Source organism: Paenibacillus sp. 01T431, from assembly GCF_056398625.1.
In genome coordinates this window covers 303,700-327,687 of record NZ_JBFTPT010000005.1, presented here as the reverse complement: position 1 = coordinate 327,687, position 23,988 = coordinate 303,700, and the positions used below count along the sequence as shown (strand labels likewise).

General features: G+C 42.9%; 20 protein-coding genes. 9 read left to right on the top strand and 11 right to left on the bottom strand.

Annotated features, from left to right (window positions below; all coding sequences use genetic code 11):
- Positions 1–78: 78 nt before the first annotated feature.
- The gene (locus AC1DM9_RS11505) at positions 79–2,835 is read right to left on the bottom strand and encodes a glycoside hydrolase family 2 protein (protein ID WP_477580077.1); all 2,757 of its coding nucleotides are present in this window, start codon (positions 2,833–2,835) and stop codon (positions 79–81) included.
- Positions 2,836–3,090: 255 nt separating this feature from the next.
- Positions 3,091–4,827 (bottom strand): hypothetical protein, encoded by a 1,737-nt coding sequence (locus AC1DM9_RS11500; RefSeq protein WP_477580075.1) that lies wholly within the window; start codon positions 4,825–4,827, stop codon positions 3,091–3,093.
- 158 nt (positions 4,828–4,985) lie between these two features.
- Here AC1DM9_RS11500 and AC1DM9_RS11495 point away from each other — a divergent pair, with 158 nt between their 5' ends.
- From AC1DM9_RS11495 to AC1DM9_RS11475, 5 genes are all read left to right on the top strand, one after another.
- On the top strand, positions 4,986–5,981 hold the full coding sequence (locus AC1DM9_RS11495) for a sugar-binding protein (protein ID WP_477580073.1): 996 nt from the start codon (positions 4,986–4,988) through the stop codon (positions 5,979–5,981).
- Positions 5,978–7,429: a sensor histidine kinase gene (locus tag AC1DM9_RS11490; protein ID WP_477580071.1), complete on the top strand. Its 1,452-nt coding sequence runs from the start codon at positions 5,978–5,980 to the stop codon at positions 7,427–7,429. The genes AC1DM9_RS11495 and AC1DM9_RS11490 overlap by 4 nt, the downstream gene beginning before the upstream one ends.
- Complete coding sequence (locus AC1DM9_RS11485; RefSeq protein ID WP_477580069.1) at positions 7,404–8,738, top strand: AraC family transcriptional regulator; 1,335 nt, start codon at positions 7,404–7,406, stop codon at positions 8,736–8,738. Before AC1DM9_RS11490 ends, AC1DM9_RS11485 begins: the two co-directional genes overlap by 26 nt.
- A gap of 234 nt (positions 8,739–8,972) precedes the next feature.
- Positions 8,973–10,346 (top strand): sugar porter family MFS transporter, encoded by a 1,374-nt coding sequence (locus AC1DM9_RS11480; protein ID WP_477580067.1) that lies wholly within the window; start codon positions 8,973–8,975, stop codon positions 10,344–10,346.
- Between the two features lie 52 nt (positions 10,347–10,398).
- The gene (locus AC1DM9_RS11475; RefSeq protein WP_076268099.1) at positions 10,399–10,608 is read left to right on the top strand and encodes a YrzA family protein; all 210 of its coding nucleotides are present in this window, start codon (positions 10,399–10,401) and stop codon (positions 10,606–10,608) included.
- Positions 10,609–10,834: 226 nt separating this feature from the next.
- Here AC1DM9_RS11475 and AC1DM9_RS11470 read toward each other — a convergent pair whose 3' ends face one another.
- Positions 10,835–12,286: an amidase family protein gene (locus tag AC1DM9_RS11470; protein ID WP_477580065.1), complete on the bottom strand. Its 1,452-nt coding sequence runs from the start codon at positions 12,284–12,286 to the stop codon at positions 10,835–10,837.
- A gap of 305 nt (positions 12,287–12,591) precedes the next feature.
- Between AC1DM9_RS11470 and AC1DM9_RS11465 the strand changes: the two genes are divergently transcribed.
- Positions 12,592–13,611, top strand: a complete 1,020-nt coding sequence (locus AC1DM9_RS11465; RefSeq protein WP_475448730.1) for an alpha/beta hydrolase — start codon at positions 12,592–12,594, stop codon at positions 13,609–13,611.
- Between the two features lie 94 nt (positions 13,612–13,705).
- A complete protein-coding gene (locus AC1DM9_RS11460; protein WP_477580062.1) occupies positions 13,706–14,563 on the top strand; it encodes an SDR family oxidoreductase in 858 nt (285 codons plus the stop codon).
- A 119-nt stretch (positions 14,564–14,682) separates the two neighbouring features.
- On the opposite strand, the gene AC1DM9_RS11455 is transcribed toward AC1DM9_RS11460, so the two are convergent.
- Positions 14,683–14,988, bottom strand: coding sequence for a hypothetical protein (locus AC1DM9_RS11455; protein ID WP_477580060.1), 306 nt, complete (start codon positions 14,986–14,988; stop codon positions 14,683–14,685).
- Positions 14,989–15,304: 316 nt separating this feature from the next.
- Between AC1DM9_RS11455 and AC1DM9_RS11450 the strand changes: the two genes are divergently transcribed.
- A complete protein-coding gene (locus AC1DM9_RS11450) occupies positions 15,305–15,766 on the top strand; it encodes a VOC family protein (RefSeq protein WP_477550758.1) in 462 nt (153 codons plus the stop codon).
- Between the two features lie 97 nt (positions 15,767–15,863).
- Here the strand turns inward: AC1DM9_RS11450 and AC1DM9_RS11445 are convergent, their stop codons facing one another.
- Positions 15,864–16,478, bottom strand: coding sequence for a glycerol-3-phosphate acyltransferase (locus AC1DM9_RS11445; RefSeq protein ID WP_477580058.1), 615 nt, complete (start codon positions 16,476–16,478; stop codon positions 15,864–15,866).
- Complete coding sequence (locus tag AC1DM9_RS11440; RefSeq protein WP_441882881.1) at positions 16,475–17,569, bottom strand: glycosyltransferase family 2 protein; 1,095 nt, start codon at positions 17,567–17,569, stop codon at positions 16,475–16,477. The genes AC1DM9_RS11445 and AC1DM9_RS11440 overlap by 4 nt, the downstream gene beginning before the upstream one ends.
- 333 nt (positions 17,570–17,902) lie before the next feature.
- On the opposite strand from AC1DM9_RS11440, the gene AC1DM9_RS11435 reads away from it, so the two are divergent.
- Entirely contained in the window at positions 17,903–18,652 is a 750-nt protein-coding gene (locus AC1DM9_RS11435) for a class I SAM-dependent methyltransferase (protein ID WP_441882879.1), read from the top strand.
- A gap of 56 nt (positions 18,653–18,708) precedes the next feature.
- On the opposite strand, the gene AC1DM9_RS11430 is transcribed toward AC1DM9_RS11435, so the two are convergent.
- The 5 genes from AC1DM9_RS11430 to AC1DM9_RS11410 form a co-directional block, all read right to left on the bottom strand.
- Positions 18,709–20,070: a sodium-dependent transporter gene (locus AC1DM9_RS11430; protein WP_477580055.1), complete on the bottom strand. Its 1,362-nt coding sequence runs from the start codon at positions 20,068–20,070 to the stop codon at positions 18,709–18,711.
- Between the two features lie 242 nt (positions 20,071–20,312).
- Entirely contained in the window at positions 20,313–21,284 is a 972-nt protein-coding gene (locus AC1DM9_RS11425; protein ID WP_477580053.1) for a hypothetical protein, read from the bottom strand.
- A gap of 1 nt (position 21,285) precedes the next feature.
- Positions 21,286–21,771: an RNA polymerase sigma factor gene (locus AC1DM9_RS11420; protein WP_477580051.1), complete on the bottom strand. Its 486-nt coding sequence runs from the start codon at positions 21,769–21,771 to the stop codon at positions 21,286–21,288.
- A 160-nt stretch (positions 21,772–21,931) separates the two neighbouring features.
- On the bottom strand, positions 21,932–23,284 hold the full coding sequence (locus tag AC1DM9_RS11415) for a HAMP domain-containing sensor histidine kinase (protein WP_477550753.1): 1,353 nt from the start codon (positions 23,282–23,284) through the stop codon (positions 21,932–21,934).
- Complete coding sequence (locus AC1DM9_RS11410) at positions 23,281–23,955, bottom strand: response regulator transcription factor (RefSeq protein WP_441882871.1); 675 nt, start codon at positions 23,953–23,955, stop codon at positions 23,281–23,283. Before AC1DM9_RS11410 ends, AC1DM9_RS11415 begins: the two co-directional genes overlap by 4 nt.
- Positions 23,956–23,988 lie beyond the last annotated feature (33 nt).

Genomic DNA, 23,988 nt, shown 5'->3' with positions numbered 1-23,988 from the left:
TCCGTTAACAAATTCGTAACTTTTCTAATCATAAATCATCATGGACGGAGTAGCAAATAACGGATTACACTTCATGAATTAACCTCTATGGTGAACGATAATATCGATCGGATAACGACCAGCATTGCGTCCGTAAAGCGTCAAACCGCCTTGTTCAGCTTCGAGCTGAAGCTTAAAGCTGCGATTTTTGTTCAGCTTAGCAGTCAATGCACTAGGTAAAATAACTTTGCAGAGATAACCGTATGATCCTGCATCCTCCAGCTTGTTAGAAACCGCTTGATAGTGCCAAGACAGAACGCCACGGCTATCCGCTGGATCATCTGTCAACACAATCGTATCAACTAGCTGTCCATCAATGAGAACATTCAGCTTAGCTTCATGGCGATCCGAATCCGTCATAAAATACGAGTTCATATTGTACTCAGGATCTGACAGCGCACCATGCATAAAGGAAATGTCCAGCTTTTTCTGAATGCTTTCCTCAAGATCACGTTTTAGCAGACGCTTGGAGCCCGCTTCAAAAAACAGTTCAATATCATAAATCATCGTTTGCTCCGTAATGGATGGCAGTTGTACATCATACGTAAATTGTCCTGCAATTCCGCCATTCACTTTCTGATTCTGCAACGAATTCCAGCTATGCGGCCACTCGCTATCGGTGAAGCTTGCAACCGGCACGCTTATCGTTTGGCCGTCAACCTCGTATTTCCCATTCGTTTGACCGCTGCGAACGTCGAAAGTAACGAAGTTGCGTGTAATCGTTTTGCCTTCGGAAGACAAGAGACGTACTGCAATTACCGCAACCGCATCCTGCTGAGGCATTTTCAAGGAAAGCGGCTGCAATGCACTCACGCCGAATCCGTTCCAGTCAATGATTTCGTGTCCTGATTGTGCGACAGTACGTACACCAAAATGATCATACGACAGCTCCCACGCCAGTTGAAGCGCTTGACCATGATAACGGTCCGAGAAGCTGGAACGCAAAAGCTCCAATGTAACCTGCGAGCCTGTATCCAGCGTTTGACAAGGAGGTGCATCAATAACGATAAAATCTGGCGAGTGCAAATCTGCGATCGTCATGCCGGGAACGAACCACTCGTAGCCAAAATGCTTGTCGGTGCCGTCCAAACGGTAATAACCGTTAAACTCATTTACAACATCGCGGAATTCTGTAAATACGAAACCGCACATTTTATCATGACGGCGGAATTCATTCATCATATAGCGGTAATGCCAGGCTAAGTCGCTATCTCCTGCTCCGCCTTCGATCCCCCACACATTGCCGCATTCGCTGTTCATTAATGGTGCATCTGATTGTACATTGCCCGCAGTATAGTTAAAGGTAGAACCTACGAACGTTTTATCAACGACCTCTGTTACATGGTTTCGTAGCTCATTGTAGCCATTAATGTAGAAATGCCAAGTGTTAATATCAGACTCCACATGATCATAGTTACATGGTGAATTATCTTCAACTATACGGGTTGGATCAACCTGTTTGGCCCAACGATAGATGGAACGAACCCACTCCTGCGTTTGCGGCAAATAATTTTGCGGATGTGATGCATCTGTTGTTAGTGACGCGGATTCACTTTCCGTTTTCAAGCCCCATGTCTCATTAAACATGACCCAAGAGAAAATCGACGGGTGATTGTAGTCACGATCAATAATTTCACGCGCTTCACTCTCGTAAGCAAGCCGTGCCTGCTCATCCGGGTCCCCCCAGAAGCATGGCATATCCTCCATCACGAGGATTCCAAGTTTGTCGGCCCAGTAAAGCTTGCGCGGCTCTTCCGGCTTAATGTGAATCCGAACAAAGTTCAAGCCCAAACGTTTTAAAAGGAAAATTTCATCATGCATTTCTTGATCGGACGGGTACGTGAAAAATCCGGTTGGATGGAAGGATTGATCCAACGTTCCATTCAAATAAACAGGCTTGCCATTCAACATAATCCAGCGATAATTCCGATCACCTACAAGTGCAGTCGAAATTTCACGAATACCAAAATAAGTGCTTATAACATCCGACTGACCATTGCTGGATAAGGAAACTTCGCCTTCATATAAGAAAGGAGATTCTGGACTCCACAGCTTAGGATCTGCCACTACAAATGAAGTGCTGATCGTATTGGCTCCTTCTGTCAGCTCTGCTTCGAATTGATGTGATACAGCACCCTCTGCAAACAAGAAGGAAAGCTGAGCATGACCTGCGCGGCTTGCTATCACTCTAGTCGTAACTTGTATAGTACCGTCCAATTTTGTATTAAACTTCGAATCCTGTACATAGTTTTGAGGACGAGCCTCCAGCCATACGGGCTGCCAAATGCCGCGAATTTCTCCATAACCTTGCTTGCCACGGCCTTGGAATGAATGATCAAAATCTTCAACACGAACCGTAATCGAGTTTGTGCTGTCGATTGACCAAACGTCTGTTACATCAAATTCGAAATGGCCATATCCGCCTTCATGCGAACCAATGGAGATCCCATTTACCCATACGTCGGACTGAAAATCGACTGCTCCAAAGCGAAGGATTACTCGCGCATCAGCTAGCTCTGGTGCAAAATCTACTTCCTTATCATACCAAGCGATGCCTTTATCATTGCTTCCGATTCCCGACAACGGGCTTGACCAGGAGAAAGGAACAGTGATTTCCGACTTTAAGGATTGACCTTTCGATTTATGCCAATCTGCACCGATGCCACGATTCTCATGGTCAAATTCAAAGGACCATGCTCCATTCAAATTCAACCATTCCGAGCGCTGCCAATCTGGCCGAGGATACTCAGCTCGAGGGATGTTCACTTGTGATGCATGTACCGTATTTAAAGACATTATTAATCACACTGCCTCTCCATTGATATTTTGATGACGTTCATAAGATTAATTAATAAGTTAATAATAAACTGAAATAACGACCATTTCGTAACAAGAATACGTCTTCATTAACTTGTTTGTCAACTATTACTTTGAAAACCCGTGATAAACCTATTATATAGTTAACTATTAAGTTACTCTAATATATGGTGAATCCTCATTGAAATCAAAAAAAGGAAGCTGGCCTTAGCCAAGCTCCCTCCAAATATAATGTTAAAGCTTTCTGATCTGACCGATAAATATCTCGGAAGTCAACCATCTCCGGAATATAAGAAATAACATAACTGACGGCAGGCTTGTCAATGCTCCAAGCTGCAGCATTAATGTACTGTCCATTTCTCCTCCTGAGCTTGCTAACTGTACTAATTTCATTATCGGTGTTTGCAGCTCCATATTAGAAATATAAATTAACGCTGGTAAGTATGAGTTCCATAATACGACGAAATGGAGCACGCCAAGCGCAAGCAGTGGCTTCCATATTTTTGGGATAAACAGAGTGAAAAACGTATGCAGTTCCCCTTTTCCCGATAGCTCGGCCTCAGTCTTTAAGTCGGCGTATCTACTGTTGAAAATACTTTTGAGAACAAAAACCGCCGCTAAATTAAAAAAGCCGAATATCATTTGCGGAATAATCGTATTGACCATTTCCAGGCTCCGAACGAATAGGTACTCATTAATCATCCCGCTTCCCATCGAAATGACGATAAGCAGAAACAACTTATACCAGCTGCGCCCTGGCAAATGTTTGACAGTCAGCGGATAAGCGAGTGTGACGGTCATCAATAAAAATATAATTACAGCAATAAAGTTAACGACCGAATAAGAAAAAACGTTCCAGAACGATATGAAGCTCCACACCGATTGCCTTGCTTCTCCGGCTTCAGTGAACGGATAGATGAACAGCATATACAGTAAAAAAATGACAACGATTGAATATAAGCAAGCTGTCACAATCCCAATTATGCTGCGTCCATTATTCGTTGTTTTAATGTCAGCTGCACCTGTGTGATTACTGAATAATTGCTTTAAAAACAATCTTTTTACAATGAAATATGCGATGATCGTAAAGAGCAGTTGAACCGCAAATTGAAAAATGCCCGCAGCAGCTGAAGGACTTACGTTCATCATCAAAAAACCTAGTTGAAAAATATAAGCGTCAAGCGTCTCTCCTGTCTTCGATACCAAGGGATTCAGCAAGCTTCTAATGAGCTCATAGTCCGTGGACATGATGGCAGACAGCTGCAGCACCATAAAAGCGGCTACCGCTTTCAGTGCTGGAATCACATTCATTACAAGGTAGCTATTCCCGATGCCTGCAAGCCCCGTTTCTTGCCGGTTCACTGAAGCATGCTTCGAGGCTATAGCTGCAAGCGCGATGATGATCGGAATACCGTATGTTTTTAACACTTCAACGAATACAATGATCGGCCGAAATAATGTCTCATCCCCCAAAATCAGCGTCCCCGAGGTTAGAAAAGGAGATGTGTTTATCGACAGTATATAAATGAAAATATACACAAAAACAATAGAAGGAATGAAAAAAGGAATAAGAAATAAAGACGAGAACAGCCCTCTCAACCACTTGTAACGAATATTGCTCAGAGCAAGCGCCAAAAGGAATGCGATACATCCGCTAGCCAGTGTATAACCCGTTTTGATAATAAATGTATTTACAATTACCCTTCGGAAGTTCTCATCGTTAAACAATTGGGCAAAATGATTAAAGCCTACCCAAGAACTCTCAAATAGGCCAACAAAAACTTTGTAGTCGACAACCGATAGAATTATACCGTTAGCAAATGGAAGCAGCTTAAAAATCAATATGAGCATAAGAGCGGGAATGACGATCAAGTAATGCAGCTTGAACTTCCATATTCTCTGAGGCAGACTGTCTGGATCATGTAATTGGTTATGTAGATTGCTTTGGGCATTAGGCGGTTGATGCTCCATAATAAACCCCTTTCTTTTTCCGTAATTTTACTAAATTATAATGATTTAGTTGTATGTTGTATAGCTTCAATATCGCTCATTTTCGCTGCAGCTTTTGATTATTCGCCTGTTCTTGTATAATAATCCGATATAAATGGACGCAGTAAGGGAGTTGTATAATGTCTAATCGTAAATGGAACATAGGCATTGCCATTCTGTTTATTGTATTTTCCAGTCTTTTGCTAAGCTTCTTTCTCTCCACGCTTCGGATAAAGGATCTGCTGCAGCCAATTCTCTCAAGCGAGGTAAGCCAGAAACCTCCTTATCACATTGTCCTCATCTCCCAAGAAATCGATAATCCATATTGGCGATCAATTGAACGAGGTGCAAAAGATGCAGCGGTTGAATTTGGGATGGAGCTTGAATATACAGGACCGTTTCGCATTAATCCCGCGGAGCAAATGAAGCTGCTGGAGAAAGCTATTGCAGCCAAAGCTGATGCGCTGCTCATACAGGGGCTTAACGACCCGCAGTATATCGGATTAATTAATAAAGCGATTAGCTATGGCATTCCTGTCTTAACGATTGATACAGATGCTCCGAACAGCCGCAGGCTCTCTTATGTCGGCACAAACAATTTCGATGCAGGCAAAGTTATGGGTGAATTGGTTGCCGAAGCGGCTGGAAATCATGGGCAAATCGCCGCTTTAATCGGAAACGAGCAAGCCCCCAATCAGCAGCTGCGGCTTGCTGGATTTCGAGAGGTTATTTCACGTTACCCCGAGCTGAATCTTGTCGAGGTGCGCTCCTCAAACATTTCACGCCTCCAAGCATCAGGTGAAACAGAGGAACTGCTTCAGCACTATCCACAGCTGAATGTAATGGTCGGATTAAGCGCACTCGATGCGATCGGCATCGCGGAGGCCACTGAACGCATTCGGCCAAAAGGCCTGCAAATTTTTGCATTTGATGCGCTCGATGAAACTTTGGAGCTTATTCGCAGTGGAATCATCCATTCAACCATTGTCCAGCAGCCTTACGACATGGGCAATAAAGCTGTATCGCAGTTGAACGATTACCTCCATGGCAAGGAGCTTCCTGTGCAGCATTTTACGAAAATATCGGTACAAGGCCAGAAGCCCTTCGTTCAAGAAAATGGAGAAACCAGCCCATGACCATTCGGACTAAGCTGCTCATTTTCATCCCATTACTCGTTCTCCTCATTAATATGGTTACGTTCTTTTTATTTCAAAGTGGAAAGATGGTTCAGCAAAGCTATAATCAAATGATCGATCGTATCCTTTTGTACAACCAGTCCTCCAAGGTTGTAGATAACAACTTAAGTACGCTGCATAGCTATTTGCTTAATCCAGACGACAGCAAAAAAAAGCGATATGATCATAGTCGAGTGGAACTTCAGGATCTGCGCTTGCTGCTCCAAGAAAAGTCGAATATTTCCATATCTTCCTCGACTATTACTAGCTACGTTCATCTGTTAGATACTTTTTTGGCGCAGCAGCAAGACGCTTTCATTGCAGCTTCTGCCGAAAGGTCGAAGGTGTCGCTCACTCAATACGAGAATGCGGAAAGGACAGCAAGCTTCATACAAGAGGACAGCCAGCAGCTGGTTGAATTGGAGTTAAACATTTATGAACCTGTATATGAGCAGATTCAAGCTGAAAATAAACGCATGTATTTGCTCGGTGCCGCCGTCTTCATAACGAACACCCTGCTGAGCATTTTACTTGCCATATGGATTTCACGCAGCATTACTGGACCTGTAAGCAGTCTTGTCTCACGTGCGAAGCAGATCTCCAAGGGACATCTAAAGCAAAGCTCAAACGAGCTGCAAGCCAAGGATGAGCTTGGCGTATTATCAGGCGCATTCGAGCAAATGTCGAGCGACCTCCTCGAATTGATGGAGCGGGATAAAGAAAGCCTGGAGAAGGATCGACTCGTTAAGGAATTAGAGCTGCAAGCGCTGCAAAGCCAAATTAATCCGCATTTTCTCTTTAATACGCTCAATGTATTATCCAAGCTAGCGCTCATTGAAGGGGCCGAGAAAACAAGTGATCTCATTATTTCGATGTCCAATTTACTGAGATATAACTTGCGCAATCTGGAGCATGCGGTCACGCTCAGAGATGAGGTAGCACATGTAGAGGAGTACTTCACCATTCAACAAGCACGCTTTCGCGACCGCATTCAGCTGGTGAAGGATATCGACCCATCTGCATTGTCATTTCACATCCCTGCGCTCACGCTTCAACCCATCGTAGAAAACGCCTTTGTTCATGGCATTGAACGTATGGAGAATGGAGCGAAGATTCGCCTTGAAATAAAGCATGATCAACATCATGTACGTATCTCCATATCCGACAATGGCAGCGGAATGACTGAAGAGATTCGAGTTTCGCTGCTCCGAATGGAAGCTGGCGCATTCACCGAACAATCAACAGGCCTTGGCACAAAAAATGTGTTTAAGCGCCTCCAACTATTTTATGGTCTACATGGATTAGTCGATATTGAAAGCGAACGGGGTAAAGGAACGACAGTCACAATCCGAATACCTGTTAGAGAGGACGGTGAAAACATACATGTACCGACTGTTAATCGCGGATGATGAAGCACTTGAGCGGGAAGGCTTGGAATTGATCATTGAACGAATGCTTCCGAATACCTTTCAAATAATCCATGCCGAGAATGGACGTGTCGCGATAGAAAAAGCAGAGGAATATCGCCCCCATATCGTCCTTATGGATGTCAATATGCCCGGCATTCAAGGTTTAGAAGCAATCCGCGAAATCAAGCATACCTTGCCGGATGTGAAGTTCGTCATGGTGACCGCTTATGATTATTTTGCATATGCCAAAGAAGCCCTTTCTCTCGGAGTGAAAGAGTATTTAGTCAAGCCTGCCAAACGCGAGCATATCATACATACGCTTCAGCAGCTCATACAGGAACTCGAGCTTGAGAAGAGGAAACGCTCGGACGAACTAGAGCTGCGGCATAAAGTTTCTCAATTAATGCCTTTAGCAGAAAATGAACTCGCTATGATGTTTATGGTCGATCATGTTACAAATACCGATATCGAGCAATTATCAGAATGGCTCAGCTTTCCACTAGGACAAGGCTGTGCGATCGTGATCGCATTTCCCGAGCATGTCAAAGCTAATCGTAAGCAAAAAGTTTACGATACGATTAGAAGTTTTATCAAATCATCTTTAACGAATAGTGTTGTAAGCTCCTTAATTGATCGCCATATGGCTATCTTCATCAATCATGATAAATCTGTTGTGGACGCAGATTGGAAGGCAGCCGGAACCGCTTTAGGTGAAGAACTATGCACGATCGCAGCACGTCAGCTTGAGGTTGACATCTTAGTCGGAATCGGAAAAACGCGCTCGGGTGTTGAGGGTTTGCGCAAATCCTATTTTGAGGCTGTATTTGCCTCCAATTATTATGAGCAATGCGGCAAGATATGCCACTTTGATGAATTGATACATGGTGCAGTCCCTTCACTGAATCGTGATAACAAGCAGCATGAACATGTGGAAGCTATACCTGAAGCGTATGTTATCTCAGCAATGCAGCGCATTCGAGAGCAGCGGGAGCAGCAAACCCAATCCGTGCTAGACCGTGCACAACGTTTTATTCAGGACAACTATACAAAGGACCTCTCACTCGAAGAAGTAGCCGAATCCGTTCATCTAAACCCACACTATTTCAGTAAAATATTTAAGCAGCAAGTAGGCACAACCTTTATCGAATATGTCACTGCCCTTCGTATCGAAAAGGCGAAAGCGTTAATGGCAACTGGAAAACTGAGTTTAAAGGAAGTTTGCTTCGAGGTCGGTTATAATGATCCAAACTATTTCAGCCGTGTCTTTAAAAAAGTGACTGGTGTTCCCCCCTCCGACTACCGGGGATAAAAAAATGAGCAAAAAAGTAAAGTCCATGCTGCAACGACATGGACTTTTTTGTGCTGGGATGACAACAAAATGCTAGTTCTCTTTATTCGTTTCCCTATGCTTGCAATGTCTAAAATAAATGCGGGAACAACACTCATTAATGCAGGTTTTTACGAGCGGATTCGCTCTTTTTGCATGCTATAATAAAGTTCGTTTTCACGCAGGAAAGGTTTTTGACAGAGAGGAGAAACGGAAATGGAAATGCCGATTACTAACAAAAATGAACAAGTAAGCATGAAATTTGTGACGCTTGTTTCCATTGTTTCCGCTCTTGGCGGATTATTATTCGGATTCGATACAGCAGTCGTATCAGGTGCTGTCGGTTTTATGGAGGATCGATTCGACTTATCAAAGCTACAAGTGGGATGGGCTGTATCGAGCTTAATTATTGGCTGTATTGTTGGCGCGGCTATATCTGGTATTTTGGGAGACCGCTTCGGACGTAAAAAGGTACTTATTGCTGCCGCGATTCTATTTATTGTCAGCTCGATTGGCTCAGCTATTCCGGATACTTTTTCCGCGTTTATTGTGGCTCGGATTATTGGTGGAATCGGAATCGGAATTACCTCTACGTTATGCCCGCTTTACAATGCCGAAATTGCACCTGCAAAATATCGCGGCAGACTTGTTGCACTTAACCAACTCGCCATCGTTACAGGCATCTTTCTTACTTATTTCGTAAACCTATGGATTTCCAGATCAGGTGACGAAGCATGGGGCATCGCCTCCGCTTGGCGCTGGATGTTCGGAGTTGGCGCTATACCTGGTTTGTTATTTATGATTTTGCTATTTTTTGTGCCCGAGAGCCCAAGATGGCTGATCAAGCAAGGGCGCGCAGCAGCAGCTCTTCCGATCTTATTGCGTATTCACGGCGAAGAGCTCGCCAAAAAAGAAGTGATCGATATTAAGCATTCGTTCGAGCAAGAGAGCGGTTCGCTTCGGCAGCTATTCTCTCCAGGGCTTCGAATTGCTTTAATTGTAGGAGTTGGACTTGCTGTGCTCCAACAGGTGACAGGCATCAACGCCGTCATGTATTATGCGCCAGAAATTTTCAAAGCAACAGGCGCAGGAACAAACGCTTCATTGATCCAAACGATTTTGGTCGGCTTTATCAACTTATTGTTCACCCTCGTTGCTCTATGGCTCATTGATAAAGTAGGACGCAAAGCGCTTCTGCTCGTTGGTTCGGCTTCCATGTCGATTTGTTTGATTGTTATAGGCATCGCTTTTCAAACGGGACATGCAGCAGGTCCACTCGTGCTTATTTTTATTTTATTGTATGTGGCTTCATTTGCTATTTCGCTTGGACCAGTCGTATGGGTCATCATGTCTGAGATCTTTCCTAACCGTATTCGCGGAAAAGCGACGGCTATTGCTGCAATGGCGCTCTGGGCAGCGGATTATCTCGTTTCACAGTCGTTCCCGCCTATGCTTAGCTCTACAGGACCTGCCGCTACGTTCTGGATTTATGGTGGCATGGCCTTGCTCGCCTTCTTGTTTACATGGCGTGTTGTACCGGAAACCAAAGGAAAATCACTTGAAGAAATTGAAGCTTTGTGGGTGAAGTAATATCTCTGTATAATGGGTTTAGGTTATAAATCTATTTATAGGAGATAAACAAATGGACTTCCGACTAGATTTAATTGAAAATAAGATCGAATTTTTTGAAGCCTATGACTTGAAGACGCTAGAGCTAAAAATCGATCAGCAAATTGAAAATAATAAAGGTTTGCTGCTAGAGGTGTTCCACGTCAGCCATCATGCTGTATTTAATCCTAAAATTGAAAAGATGCTATATAGCGCGGTTGTTCACTTTAAAGCGAAGAAATAGCGCTATAAAGGCATACAAATCCTCCCGACTCCAACAGTCGAGAGGATTTTTTTAAAATATAGGAAAGTATATCATTTTCTCATACTTATCTTATATTTCACCATCAAAGCTACACAGCGTCTAAAGGACGACGAAGGCGTTTTTGATTGTTACGCGCTTAAAAAGCTCTAAGTCAAATCTCCGTCAAACGTATAATAGTCGAGATGCGGCATCTCGTCCTATCCCATTAAATAAAGCTCTTTAATGAAGGAGGACGCCTCACCATGCTGTGCTGCTCGTATGCATAAGCGAGTTTAATGAGCATCGGCTCCTCGAAAGCTCTCGCAGCGAATGTCACACCAAACGGCACTCCTTTTGAAGTATAGCCAGCTGGGACGACAATCGATGGATAACCTGCACGCGATGTAATCCTTGCTCCAAAGTCAGCAGGAAAAAGCAGCGTGTCAAGCTGATGCTCCTTCATCGTCGCATCTATTCCCTCTTCCTTGCATAAACGGAGATCTGCAATCCGATCTCGAAGATATGGAAGCTCAGTCTGCGTACCTGAAGTCGTCGTTTCTGCTAGCAGCAGAGTGGACTGTCCATACTTCAAGGTTTCAACCGGATGCTCGTTATTAAAAGCAATAATGTCTTTGAGCGAGCGAATTTTGCCGTTTGGAGGCAGCTTGGACAAATAAGCGTTTATCGAGGATTTGAATTCATTCAGCACTACCGATGAATAAACGATTTGCCTAGCAGTTCTTACATCAGCCGGGTCAATGATGACCGCGCCTTGTTTTCTCATCACCTCTACTGCTTCGTTAAATATGGCTAGCTGCTCGTCCGTTAATTCCTCAAAAAAATAATCTCTAGGAATGCCAATTCGTGTACCCCCAAGACCTTTCGGATCAAGGAAAACACGATAATCCTTATGTTTTTTAAAGTACCCCGCACCCATTGCAGCATCCCAGTCATCATGCTCCGTTATAGCGTTTAATACGATCACTGCATCCGTTACGGTTCTTGCCATTGGTCCCGCAGTATCCTGTGAGTTCGAGAGTGGTAATATGCCTGATCGGCTCACCAGTCCAACGGTCGGCTTAATGCCCACGGTTGAGCTTAAATTGCCTGGATTTAAGATCGATCCTGAGGTTTCCGTGCCAATCGAAGCCATACAAAAATTACAAGCCACCGCGACGCCTGAACCAGCGCTTGATCCGCCTGTCGGCGTAGATATGTTGTAAGGATTAAGAACTTGGCCGCCCCGCGAGCTATAGCCAGACGGCATTCCATCTGTCATAAAGTTAGCAAACTCCGTCATATTCACTTTCCCTAATATAATGGCCCCCGCTTCGCGCAGCCTTTTTACAATAAAAGCATCTACTCCCGCATAGGAATTGGCAAGCGCAAGCGAGCCAGCGCTCGTATGCATGTTATCCCCTGTATTAATATTATCCTTGAGCATGATGGGGATGCCGTGAAGCGGACCTCTTGGGCCTTGGACAGCTCGTTCGCTGTCTAATGCAGAAGCTATAAATAAAGCATCGGGGTTAAGCTCAAGCACCGAATTTATCGTGAGTCCATCTTTATCATGCGCTGCAATTCGGTCAAAATAAAATAGTACAAGTTCGCGAGATGTGATCTCGCCAGATTCCAAAGCGGCTTGAATGGACGAAATGGTTGCCTCTACGATTTCCATGCCTCTTATACCCCTCATCAACCCGAATATGTACGATATGAGCCTAGTATATACTATTTTTTGGTAATGAACATCATTGATAAAGGCAAGCTAATGAGCTTAGACTAGAAATATTGCAGACAAGGAATGATTTTCATTAGAAAAGAAACAATAATAACGATTGATTCCATAAAGAAGCTGGCAATACCTTTATAATCTCCACACTCAAACCATCACTTCAACAATCCGCTCCCTTTTAGCAGCTTTCTTCAGTATGATAGAGACATAGCACAAATTCACACATAACCGCCTACTTGGAGGAATGAATGACTATGACGATGCTGATGAGCAGAATTGTACTTGGAATAGGAGGTTTGGCGGTCCTTTTTATCGGTTTACTTACCGTGATTAGTTATTATTTCTATTACGTGGCAATCAAACGAAACTCAAAAGCATTTTTAAGCAATAATCAGGATTTAGCGCAAATTCACGGAGAAAAGGAAACGGATGATCAAGCTGCCATTGCGTTAGCAGACGAAACTGGTCCAACACCGGTTGAGGCTATAGGGGTAGAATGGATAGAAAAACAAGCTTATGAAATTTGGCACCTTACTTCAAGTGACGGTCTCTCCTTGGTTGGCTATTACCTTGAAGCCAAAACTTTGACGTCCAAAACCGTCATTCTTGCACACGGCTATTCCTCGCAAGGGAAAGATATGGGCAGCTTCGCTAAATTTTATTATGACAGGCTTGGGTATAACGTGCTCATGCCTGATGATCGAGGTCATGGCGATAGTGAAGGCGATTACATCGGCTTCGGCTGGCCAGATCGGAAGGATTATCTCCTTTGGATAGACGAGGTCGTACAGAAACTTGGTGAATCGGTGCAAATCGTGCTGCACGGCATTTCGATGGGTGGAGCGACTGTGATGATGGTAAGCGGTGAAAACGTTCCAAAACAAGTCAAGGTCATTGTGGAGGACTGCGGCTATACGTCCGTTACCGATCAGCTCTCTTATCAACTAAAGCGGATGTACAAGCTGCCTGCTTTTCCGATTTTGCCTGCAACTAGCTTATTAACCCGCCTTAAAGCAGGTTATAGCTTCGAGGAGGCATCTGCAATCAAGCAGCTGGATAAAAATAAGCTGCCCATGTTCTTTATTCATGGTTCCGCCGATACTTTTGTACCTACAGAAATGGTGTGGAGGCTTTATGAAGCTTGTAAAGCTGACAAAGATATTTATATCGCCGAGGGTGCTGGTCACGGCATGTCCTATGGTACGGATACAACAGCCTATGAACAAAAAGTGGCGGCATTTCTCAGTCGATATGTTATGAATGGATAGTGTCTAAATGATTCTTTATTTTGCACATAACCTATACCACTCCCTGATATGAATAAACAGACAGAATCATTCTGATTCAGAGGAGGGTGTGTATTTGGGACCATTTACAAACGATTTATTGCAAGGAAAGGTCGTTCTCATAACGGGAGGAGCGACCGGGCTTGGACGCGCCATGGGTGAGAAATTTGTTGCGTTAGGTGCTAAGCTCGCAATTGCCAGCCGCCGTGAGGCAGTATTGAAGCAAGCGGCTGAAGAAATGAGCTTGCCCACCAGCACCGTTTACTACAAAAGCTGTGACGTTCGTGATCCATCACAAGTTCATGAGCTGATTGAAGCCGTCGAGAACCATTTTGGACATATCGATATCCTCGTCAACAACGCTGCTGGAAATTTCATCAGTCCTACCGAGAGGCTCTCTCCAAGAGCAGTAGATACGATCTTACATATTGTTTTACACGGCACCTTTTATACGACTCTGGAAGTGGGCAAGCGGTGGATTGAACAAGGAAGAGGCGGTACGATGTTGAACATCGTCACCACCTATGCTTCTACCGGCTCGGGATATGTTGTACCTTCCGCTGCTGCAAAAGCTGGCGTTCTTGCGCTTACAAGATCGCTCGCCGTTGAATGGGCACCTTACGGTATTCGCCAAGTTGCTATTGCACCAGGTCCCTTTCCGACAGAAGGCGCTTGGTCTCGCCTCTCTCCCACTCCTGAGCTTGAAGAGAAGATGATTAGCCGCATCCCCTTAAAACGTGTTGGCGATAAAGAAGAACTAGCTAATTTAGCCGCCTATTTAGTTTCGGATTTCGCGCATTATTTGAACGGTGAAGTTGTAACGATTGATGGCGGCGAGTGGCTGCAAGGTGCAGGGCAATTCAACAGCTTAGCAGAGGTGTCCGATAAGCAATGGGATGAGCTGGCTGAAATGACGCGCAAGGGTAAAGATTGAGTCGATCAGCCGCATACTATGAATCTTTGAAAAGAAAAGCAGCTCATTTCTGTAAGAGTCATGAGCTGCCATCTTGTTCAAGCATAGTTTCTACAAAACTATAGCTTCATATGCGTCAATTAAACTTCGTTGCCTGGAGCTGTGTCACCTAAAGGATAGCCGTCTGTGCGGTTGCCTCCGGTACGGTTTCCACCAGTACGGTTTCCTCCCGTGCGATTACCGCCTGTACGGTTGCCGCCTGTGCGATTGCCTCCTGTTCGGTTACCTCCAGTACGATTTCCGCCTGTGCGGTTGCCACCTGTGCGATTACCACCTGTACGATCGCCGATGGTATTGTTGCCACCTGTTTGGTTACCCCCAGTACGATTGCCTCCTGTTCGGTTGCCTAGTGAACTGTTTTTTGCATTTTTCTTTTCTTTTGGCATATGCGTAATTCCTCCTCTTAGAAGATACTTACAACATATGAATCATCTCTATCATTTGCAACCTGACATTTGATTGATTTATAGATTTGGTTTTTTACCTATATGCTAGCTTGCGTTACAGACGTTTATGCATCCTTTTTTTGAGAATACGCACTAGCGTGCTATCACTACAAAAGTCGACATTGGTTTTGTTTGATCTTGTCTCACCGCTTCTTGCAGCATACCAATCTCGGTGTAATTGCAGGAAAACATTGGTAGATAATCGAATATAGTCAAAAATGCTTAATAAAATTTCTGGTGACGAAGGAGAAATAAAATGAGCGAGCAAGCTGCAAAGACACTTACAGGTCAAAAAGCAAAATTCGGTCACACCATTCAAGTTCGGCTGGTCTCGGACTTAAAGAAGTCCCAGGAATACTACCGTGATGTGCTCGGCTGCCATATCGATAACTGGGGGCATGCGGAAAGAGACGGAATGACCGTCATTCTGCAGCAGGCGGCTTCCGCTGAAGATGTGCGGCCTAACGCACGCGCACAAAAACGTCCAGATTATCCTACAGAATGGGAAGGCCCCGACTATGGATGGGACACATTTATTCATGTAAGCTGGGATGACTTGGACTCACTTATTGAGGAAGTGCGTAGACTAGGCGGACATATTGCGGTCGAACCGTTTACTGATGCTCACGGCAATCACGAATTTAAAAACGCTTATATCAAAGACCCAGATGGATATCACATCGTATTGGGCGCTATGCGTGAAAATTCCCGTTCGTAGTATAAATACAACTCCTGATGAAGGCTCGTTTGGCGGGAAGATAATTAAAGAGATTGTCTCAGAAGGCATCACCTTAAGAGACAATCTCTTTTTCATTTTAGACACCTTTGTCATATCCTTTTTTCCACGACTTCCCTATTTCAACTCTGTGCTTATAAACAAGAATTGCAAAATTTCCAAGCCATACGAGGAGCATGGCAGCTGAGAACATCCTTATATATAAATAAACGGAAAGAAGCAGCATGCCAACCACAACCTGCAAGCCATCCGCCTCGGTGGATTTAGGTTTGTTTTTGTATATCAAGCGGCTCACACCGGCCATCAGCGCTAGAATTACGGCATAAGCCAAAGAAACCTCAAACCCCGTGAGCGCACTCCATATACCGAATGTGACAGCAATTGCTTTGCCGCCCTTACCTTTCAGGAAAGGAGAAAAGGCATGCCCTGCTACAGGCGCGATGGCAAGCGGAACGATTAGATAACCATGATTATAGCTGCTTCCCATTATAAAAAGCACGGGCAAGTATCCTTTCAAAAAATCCAATAAAATACCGGCCACACCGAATTTATATCCAGATGACTTCCAAAGATTCAAAGCACCAGGGTTGCCGTCGCCAACCGTTTTTATGTTTTTTTTGCGAAGTAGACCAAGCCAATACGAAAACATAAGAGAACCCGATAGAAATGAACCCGCAATCCATAATATGATCATAGGTCCCTCTTGCCCCCTACCCGGATGTGCCTGCCTTTCCAGCTTACATGACCTAGAATAAGCACCTGATACATGGAATAAAGCATAACAATGATAAAAAATAACGAAGCAAAAACATGGAGCATCGGAATAACGATCCCAAAAGCGCCTACATACTTCGTGAAGTAAAATAATTGAAACATATAGACAAAATAACCGATTAAGAGAGGCAAAGCCCATGAAGTATTCGCAAAAATAAACACCGTTTCCGATAGAAGCAGTCCTACCACCCAAATAGCTATCGGGATAATCGTCCACGGACTAAGCGTCGAAGTGCTTAATACCGCCCCTTTGCTAAATCCTTCAATTTCGCTTTGAATGCCTTGCGGATACATGCGGAAAGAAACCAAGCCATATCCGATAAAATTAGTGACTGGTACCCCCGCTGCCATAAATTTGGAGCCTAGAAACAAATCGTCCAGCACTTCAGCTTTTACGCTTTCGTGGCCATTGATTTTTTCGTAATCCTCCCTTAAAGCAACAATGCAGGAGCCATAGAGCCCTTTCATCCGGTTTTTCTTTTCAAAGACCGATGTAAACGCAAATATCCCAAGCACATTCATAATCAAAGCAAGCTTCTCATATAGCTTCTCGGTGTGATGAAAAGGAACAACTGAAATAACACCCTTCGATCGCTCCCTAGCCTTTATTAATGAAGCCAAGGCGTTAGGCGCCAGTCTTATATCCGCATCTAAAAATACAAACATATCACCAGAGGCATGCAAATATCCATTCCATACCGCCCAGTTCTTACCTGTCCAGCCTTTAGGGAGGCTGCTATTTGAAATAACATTCACCCCATAGCCTTCAGCAATTTCTTTCGTTCGATCATCGGAATAATCATCTACCACAATAATTTCAAAGGGTTGAAGCGTTTGCGACTTAAGGGATTCAAGCAAATGTGGTAAATTACATTCTTCATTTCTAGCTGGAATAATAATGGACAGTTTCCGCACGCTCTGATCTGTCTGATTAGTGACGGTCAGATTATTTTTTCTGAACAGAAAAAAACCAGAGAGACATCCGACTAGCATTAGAATGAGCATCCACATTTTCTAATCCCCCCTCATGTATTTATGTATATGAAGGGGCCGTCTGTATTATTTTAGTTTCATTGATTCCTCCATCCATATGGGATCGGTACATTTTGCACGATGGCTTGATTGATAAGCTCACTTAGCCATATAATGAGAACAATCTTTCAATCGAGGTGAATGGAATGTCTTTCCGAATGGTTCGAAGTAATTAGTTTCCGGGCTGGGTAAAACGCGTACCAGCTGCAGAGGGGATCGTCTGTCCTTCTGACCACATGAAACTAAATTTTGAACGGATATCGGCAGCAATCCATTTGTTTTTTATTATCCTCTTTGGAAGGTGGAAGAAATATGAATGCAGTAGAATACAAACAATTTTATGATCAAGTCGGGAAAATCAACGGTTGGGATTTCAGCAAAGTGAAATCTGTCTCAGAAGGAATCGCATGGGATTTTTATGATGAAGTCATCCAGTCGTGCAAGAAGTCTGATCTTTTGCTTGATATCGGCACTGGCGGCGGAGAAGCATTATTATCAATAGCAGATTCAGCATTGCTTCTAATTGGCATTGATCTTTCCACAGGCATGATTGAGACCGCATTAAATAACGTAAAACAATCAAATAAATCAAATATACGCTTTTTACAAATGGATGCGGAGAAGCTCGATTTTCCTGACCACTTTTTCAATGTAGTCTCTTGCAGACATTCCGCTTTTTCTGCCAAAGAAATCGCAAAAGTATTGGTGAACGATGGTGTATTTTTTACCCAACAGGTTAGTGAGCACGATAAGCTCAACCTTAAAGAGGCATTCGGAAGAGGACAGTCGTTTGGTATGAAAAAAGATGTGTTGAAAAATCAATATATTGCGGAGTTAGCTGATGCAGGCTTCACAGACATTCAGTCATTTGAATACAACGCAACCGATTATTTTGAGACGGCTGAAGACTTTATTTTTCTATTGAAACACACGCCAATTATTCCGAACTTCGGACAATCCGAGACAGATTTTCAAATCCTTCAACAATTTATTAAAAACAACCAAACCGAACAAGGAATCAGAACAAATTCAGAACGATTTATGATTACTGCAAGGAAATAAAATAAAAAGGGATACCCGGTTATGGGTATCCCTTTCTTTTGCTTATAATGTGGATACTACAATAATGAAGTTATTTTATCAAGCACCCCAGTAATATCAAGAAATACGATGATAATGACTAGAGGAATAATAAACCTGATAATAAAAAACCAAATAGTAAAGGCAGTAGCGCCAAAACGAGAATGCTGCAATAACTCCTCTCGAAGCGTGCCTTTCTTCATTTTAAGCGGTACAAAAATCGAAATCAAAAACACGCCAAGCGGCATCAAAATATTACTAACTAAATAATCTGCTGAATCAAATAGATTTTTCGAAAAGATTAAAATGTCGGCAAAAGCACTATAGGATAACGCAGACGGAATGCCTACCGCAAATATGAATGCACCAAGCATATAGGCATATTTTGTTCTCTTCTCCTCTTTGCCTTTAACCATAGAAGCTACAATGATTTCTAGCATCGAGAAGGCCGACGTTAATGTTGCAAATAAAAATAACGCTAAAAAGCCTAATAAAAAAACTTCCCCAAAAATAATTTGATCAAATACCGCGGGCAATACAACAAACAACAAGCCAGGTCCTTCCGCTGGTTCTAAACCTAGTGAAAATACAGCCGGAAAGATGGCCAATCCCGCTAATAATGCAATCAGCAAATTCATGGTAACGATAGAAATAGCCGGTTGAATCAAGCTTTCCTTTTTTGACAAATAAGAGCTGTATGTAACCATTACGGAAACTCCGACACTTAAGGAGAAAAACGCTTGACCCATCGCAAACAATACACTTTGGGATGTGATCCTTGAGAAATCAGGTGCTAGAAAAAACTTCACACCTTCCATCGCGTTATCCAGTGTAAGTGAGCGAATGATGAGTACGATAAAGAGTACAAATAAAGCTGGCATCAAAATTTTGCTCACCTTTTCAATCCCATTTTGAATCCCTTTTGCCACTACAACAACTGTCAAAGCCAAAAATACAAATTGTGCCGCAATAACTAAAATAGGATTAGCAATAGTATCGTTAAAGACCGCTCCATAATTTGCGCCTTCACTAATAATTCCTCCAAACAAACCTTTTGCAAAATAAATAACAATCCAACCGCCAATGACGCTATAAAAAGACAATAAAAGAAAGCAGGTAAATACCCCGAGCTTTCCGATCCAATGCCAATTGCTATGAGGAGCTAAGCTGCGATAAGCACTAATGGCTTCTTTTTGTGTGCTTCTCCCGATTACAAACTCTGCTAATAACAATGGGAAACCCATAAAAAAAGTGAATAAAATAAATAGTAGAAAAAATGCTCCTCCCCCGCTTATCCCCGTAACATAGGGGAGCTTCCATATTGCGCCTACTCCAATAGCAGAGCCTGCCGCGGATAAAATAAAACCAATCTTCGATGTCCATTGCGCTGATGTTTGCATACAAATCAATCCAGTCTATTTTTATTATGTCTTTTTTTAAAAATGTAAAAGACAAAAAAAGCCACATCTCTATCTTTAACGATAGGGACGAGGCTATTCACACGGTATCACCCTAATTGAAAACAAATTTTTGTTTCCTGCTTATCGCTCTTACGCTATTAATAGTATACGGAATTATAGTACGCCAACAACGAAAGGTCAACCTTTATTGTCGATATTTTATTACCAAAAAACTTGCTGCCTTATTGCAAACGATCCCACAGCGCTGAGAAAGCTGCCGGCTCTAACTGAAAAAAGACAGGTGCATTTGAATATTTCACATAGTTTCCTTTAAACAACCACATCTGCACTTCCGTCTGATCCTTCAGCTTAAAGAACAAAACCTTCTGATTTTGTGCACCTTCGTTGTATATGCCTTCCTTGTACAGCTTATCCCCATCAATAGGTTTAGCATCATATAATGCTGTCATGAACACATGAAGCGTTTGATCAATTGGGAACTTATTAAATTGCGGCTTGCTATAATTCCAGCTATTATAATCCTGCCATCTTACTGATTCCATATGATCCTTTACTTTCGTTTTTCCTATTAAATCTTCGCCATTCGCAATCGTAATGCCATTTAGATGCTCATACAATTCAGCATAGATCTGTCCCTCATGCTCTTGGTAGGACATAATTCTAAAATCACTATCATATCCGTTCACGGAATAAATATCAGCAACGCCAATCGTTGAAGCTAGTTCAACATAATCTGTTTTCTTGCTCCACTCGTCAATACCAGCTTTTGTACGTCCAAGCTTTTCGCCGCGCAGCTCCTTCGCATTTTCCGCAGAGATGCGAGTGTGCGTTTGTGTATAAATATTGCCTTTATAAACGATTAGACCGATCATATCAGCCATGGCATCTGATTGTTCTGGAAGCTTTATTTTCGGAATCGTAATCGCATTCGGGTCGTTTATAGGTTCAACCGGGTCTCTTTGTTCAATGGGCTCCGTTATATCAATAAGAAGTTTATTATCACTCATCCACCTATCTGCACTTATCCATCCAAGGATAACGACCAACAGTAAACTACCCACAATATATTGAAATCGTTTGATTCGAAATGGACTCGCTGGTTTCTGACGAAGCAGCTGTTGAGCGATTCTATTCTGCAAATCTGCCTCCGGCTCTATTTGATCCATAACATGCTTGTACGCCTTGTGATCCATATTATCGTTCTCCTTCCAATTCCAGCTTTAACCGCTGCCTTCCCCGTTGCAAACGCATCTTTACTGCAGACTCACTAATTTGCAAAATGTCTGAAATTTGGTTGACCGAGTAATCCTCATAATAATAAAGATGAATAACCGCTTTGAATTTAAACGGCAATGCCATGACATGATCCATAACGGTACGGTCCGTTTCCGATTCAAAAAAATCATTCATTTCTTCCATCTTCACTACACGTCTTCGCCACAAGCTGCCTAACATATTTTTGCATTGGTTCGTGATGACTCTTATGAGCCATGCCTTTTTATGATTCTGATCATTGAATTCAGGTGATTTATACAATAATTTCGCAAATGTTTCCTGAATGGCTTCTTCTGCGTCCTCTTTGTTTCCGAGGTGAATCATTGCGATTCGGTAAAGCATCTTGCCGTATAAAAGATAGGTTTCCCCAAAATCCACGCCCGGCCGGAGCGAACTGCTTGGCATTGTAATATGACCTCCTTTACCCATTAACACAATTAAGAACGTAGATTGGTCACATATTGTTTTACTTTTTTTTGAAAAATCGTTTTTTAGTTTCAAATTGGGTTCTACAGTATGCTAAAAAAAAAATGATCGGTCATTTGACCGATCACTCCAATTATTATTATTGAATGGGTAAACATACCATTACTGTCGTACCTTCGCCTAGCCTACTTTTCATTTCGATCGTTCCATGATGAAGAGTAACAATTTTTTTGGCGATCGCAAGCCCCAAACCATTGCCGCTAATATTGCGGTTGCGTGATTGGTCCGACTTGTAAAACCGCTCAAACACATGTTCAAGCTTATCCGCCGCAATGCCAATACCTGAATCGGTTATTGTGAATAGCACTTCGGTACCGGATTGAGTTATAGAAATTTCGATAAGTCCACCTTCAGGTGTGAATTTGATGCTGTTGCCGAGTAAATTCATCCATACTTGGTTCAACTGATCCTGATCTGCTGTAATCTTGATCGTGTTCGCCCATTCTAATTCGATACGAATGTCTTTGGCCGACCATTGAGGCTCGCAAGTAACGACGATTTGCCTAATTTGCTCGTCGAGATTATACGTCATCGGCTCGAATGGATGCTGATCGGAATCAAGCGAGGCAAGCCTCAGCAAATTATCGCTAAGCCTCGATAGCCGCCCGCTCTCCATAATAATAATATCCAAATAATAATTACGATTATTTTCTGCTACCAAGCTGTTATTCTTCATCGCCATTGCAAAACCCGATATTGACGTTAGCGGAGTTTGAATTTCGTGTGATACATTCGATACAAAATCCTGCCGCATCTGCTCCAGCTGTTTCAGTTCACTAGCCATTTCATTAAAGCTATGGCTTAAGACTCCTATTTCATCCGCGCTTTTCAGTTTGATTTCCACATCGAAATCTCCCTTGGCAAGCCTCTTGGTCGCTTGTGTCATCGCTTGAATCGGTTTCACCAAATAACGAGCCGCAATGAGAATGCATAGGCTCCCTATAAATAAGCCAAGAAGCAGTATGAGCAGCATCATTCGATTTATAATATTTTCATTTTGCGCTGAAAACTGCATAAACATGGCCTGTATCTTCCCATCGATGGGAAAAGGAATACCAACGAATGTTTGACCTTCCTTACCAGGTGAGCGATAATATTGCCCTCGAAGCACCTGCTGAACAGCTTCCGGCGCAATTTTCACATTACTCGTATTGTTTAATGCATAGATCGTAACATTTCCGGATGCATCATACATGTGGATTGGATAAGCGGACACCTTTACCATTCTTGTTAGGAAAACACTCAGATCATCCGGCTTTGTTTGTTCATAGAGAGTAATCATTTCCTCTCCTGCTGCAAGCATGTCGTTCTGACCGACATGGTTTATTTCTTTCTTGAATATAAAAAAGCCTATAAAAAATGAAGACAACAAGCTGAATATGATGACGGCCAGAAACGTGCAAATGATGCGGACATATAACGTATTAATCATGTAATGACAAGCCGATACCCCAGACTACGGGCGGTTTCAATCTGAAAATGTTGTGCATCGCCAGCAAATCTTTCCCTTAGCCGTTTAATATGAACATCGACGGTTCGGTCGTCACCTTCATAATTTTTACCCCAGATCTGAGTGATCAGCTGTTCCCTCGTAAAAATTTGCCCAGGATGGTTCGCCATTTTAAACAGCAGCTCAAACTCCTTCAATGGAAGAGTTAGCGTTTCATCTCCTCGAATCACTTGATAGTTGCGGCGATTGAGGGTAACACCGCCAAGCTGTATCGTTTGTGAAGACACGATCATATAACGCTTCAGCAGCGCTTTTACTCTCATCACAAGCTCCATTGGGTCAAACGGCTTTGTTAAATAATCGTCCGTTCCAAGCTGAAATCCCTTCACTTTTTGCACAGACTCTCCCTTGGCTGTGACCATCAGGAGAGGAATATTGGAATCAATGCGTCTAATCTCCCTGCATAATTCCCATCCGTCTACGTGAGGCATCATAATATCGAGGATAACCATATCAATTTGATTGTTTTCCCAAATTTCTTGCGCCTCCGCACCGTCTTTTGCCTCTAAAATTTCGAAACCTTCGTTTTTCAAAAATAAAGACATCAATTCGCGAATATGTGCATCGTCATCCGCGATCAGAATTTTGGCCATTAAGATGTACGTCTCCCCTCTTTAACATGCGCT